Source organism: Flavobacterium sp., assembly GCF_035292545.1.
GTDB lineage: Bacteria > Bacteroidota > Bacteroidia > Flavobacteriales > Flavobacteriaceae > Flavobacterium.
Map to the genome: position 1 here is coordinate 1 of NZ_DATDPV010000017.1, position 2,565 is coordinate 2,565.

The following is a 2,565-nucleotide window of genomic DNA, read 5'->3' on the forward strand; positions in this document are numbered from 1 at the left end:
CTTACAAACATGCCCCAAAAATACATTAGGACACCCAAACAGAAATCAACTCTGCAGCAAAATCAAGGGTTTCAGAAGGGAAAGGGGTGCAGTTTATTCAAAATGTCGAAAACGGGAAAAAGAGGTAATTCAAAACTTGAATTACCTCTTTTTGCATATTGCCGACCGTTAATTGCCGGTTATTTTTTAGCTGGTTCTTCTTTTTCTTTCTCCACTTGTTTCTGCATAATCTCCACTTTAATATCCTCCTGTTCATCATCATCTTCTTCACCTTCCCACATCATCATGTCACCTTTTCCGCACATTTTTTTGCATTTTTTCTTACCCATTTTTCCGCATCCCATTCCCCTGTTTTAAACGCAGGGACACCCAAAATTTTTAAGCAGCTCTAATTGTTCTGGCTTTTTTGCAAATACTTTTATTTTTATCTCTTGAGTTTGTGGGTTTTGGATTTGTAATCCGTAAATGGTTTTTAAAATTTCTATTGCTTTTTCGGGAGATAAATGTATATTTTTCGCTTTCAACTGTCTTTCTAATTCTTTATAGATTTTGTAAGCGGTGAAGGCGATGCAGATGTGCGATTCAATTCTTCGTTTCAAGTGGTGATAAACGGGACGGATGCGCAAATCGGTTTTTGAGATGCGGAATGCCTTTTCAATTTGCCACAGGTGTTTGTAGTTTTCAATAATTTCTTCTTTGCCTAATGAAGTATTGGTGATGTATCCTTTCAATCCATCCCAACGGGCATCTGTTTTAAATTTATCGTAATCAATGCTGATGCTGATATTTCCTTCCAGTTTTAAATATTTGTTGTAGCCTTTGTTGTTGATATGTTGTTTGGTGAGTTTGCCTTTAGCTAAAGCAGTTTCCAGTTTTTTTAATCCTCTGCTGCGGTTTTGTGCGTCTTTTTTGGCTCTTGTCAAGGCATAACTGACGATAAGTTTTGTGTCGTCATTTTTTTCTATTATCGAGCTTGCGCCATCGGGTAATGATAGTCGCAATATTTTTTCTTTTACGGTATTGGATTCGTTTTTAATTCTTCCTCCAAGAATAAATTCATATTTCTTCTCTTTAAGCATAGCAATATTTTCTTTGGACAATAATCCCGCATCGGCAATAATGACTAATCGTTGGAGTTGATATTTGCTTTTAAATGCTTCAAGGATGGGGAGCATTGTGTGCCCTTCAAATTTATTTCCTTCAAAAATTTCATACGCCAACGGATATCCGCCAATGCTTACCAGTAATCCTAAAAGAATCTGCGGATGCTGATGCTTGCCGTCTTTGGAAAATCCTGTTTTGCGTATATCATCTTCATCTTCTGCTTCAAAATACAATGTGGTAACATCATAAAAAACTACGGATATTTTTCCATTCAATAGTTTCAGCGTGTGCCGGTAACTGATTTGTTGGATAAGCGTCTGTTGCTGCTTATGCAGTTTGTCCAGATACCGATAAATTTGTTGAACCCCATATACAACGCTCTTGTACTTGAGCAAATAATCAGCAGTTTTTAATTTGCTCGCAGGATACACTAATCGCGCTATAACCAAATGCCTGAATAACTCGTCCTTTATTTTGTAAAAGCCGATTTCATCAAATATTTTCCCCAGTAATAATTCTGGTCCGATGAGTTGAATTTCCTTGATGCTTTGCGCTACTCTTTCAAAAAAAATCTCCCCGTCACCAAATTCAAAATCAATCTGAAATTGTTTTTTTAACCGATGGATTTCTTCACGAGCCGACTTAAACAGAGCATTTATTTGTTCTTCATTGTCGCTGCACCCAATTGTTTTTACAACGCGGTATTTCCCTGAACTTTTATCAACGATTTGAATGCTGATTTTTCCGGAATGATTTTTTTTCTTCCTTACAAACATGCCCCAAAAATACATTAGGACACCCAAACAGAAATCAACTCTGCAGCAAAATCAAGGGTTTCAGAAGGGAAAGGGGTGCAGTTTATTCAAAATGTCGAAAACGGGAGAATTTTATTTGAAAGTATTGTAAATTTAGTTGTCGCCTGAACTTTCTTTCCTCTTGAAAACCGGAACTGTAGAGCATGGCTCACCATACATTATTGATTTGGCAACAGGTTTCAGCAACCGTGTAATTTCAACATAAGCGCATTCAGGAATTGAAATTTTATCGGAACAACCTTTTATTACCACTCGGGCATCGCGGAAATTTTCGGGATTTATTTTTGAAAGAGATTCCATCCACAAAATATTTTCCAGAGTTTTTAAATCACCAAAAACAATTTTTTTTGCAAACTGTTCAAGAGCAGAGGTTAAAAGCATATATGCCCAAGTTGGAACAATGGCATCAGCAGAACAATAAAGCGCAACAGATTTTCCTTCGTAAATTTTCCAATTATTGTTTTTTACAAATTCCCTGAAATCTTTTTCTTTCAAAACAAGTTCTTCGTAAAGATTGCTTTTCAAGTCATACAAAACTTTTTCGTTTTGCGGAAAAAAATCTTCCAGATTAATTTCAATGATTCCGCTTTGGGCGACTTTGTTTGTGATTTCATTCTCAAATCTCATATCTTAAATCTCAAATCTG

The 2,565-nt window shown here is 36.1% G+C and carries 3 protein-coding genes; all 3 read right to left on the bottom strand.

The annotated features are described in order from the left end of the window. Positions 1-179 precede the first annotated feature (179 nt). The 3 genes from VI621_RS02720 to VI621_RS02730 all read right to left on the bottom strand — a co-directional run bounded on the left by VI621_RS02720 (position 180) and on the right by VI621_RS02730 (position 2,546). The gene (locus VI621_RS02720; protein ID WP_324216859.1) at positions 180-344 is read right to left on the bottom strand and encodes a hypothetical protein; all 165 of its coding nucleotides are present in this window, start codon (positions 342-344) and stop codon (positions 180-182) included. Between the two features lie 9 nt (positions 345-353). Next, complete coding sequence (locus tag VI621_RS02725) at positions 354-1,880, bottom strand: IS1634 family transposase (RefSeq protein WP_324216860.1); 1,527 nt, start codon at positions 1,878-1,880, stop codon at positions 354-356. A 132-nt stretch (positions 1,881-2,012) separates the two neighbouring features. Beyond that, positions 2,013-2,546 (bottom strand): DUF2480 family protein, encoded by a 534-nt coding sequence (locus VI621_RS02730; protein ID WP_324216861.1) that lies wholly within the window; start codon positions 2,544-2,546, stop codon positions 2,013-2,015. Positions 2,547-2,565 lie beyond the last annotated feature (19 nt).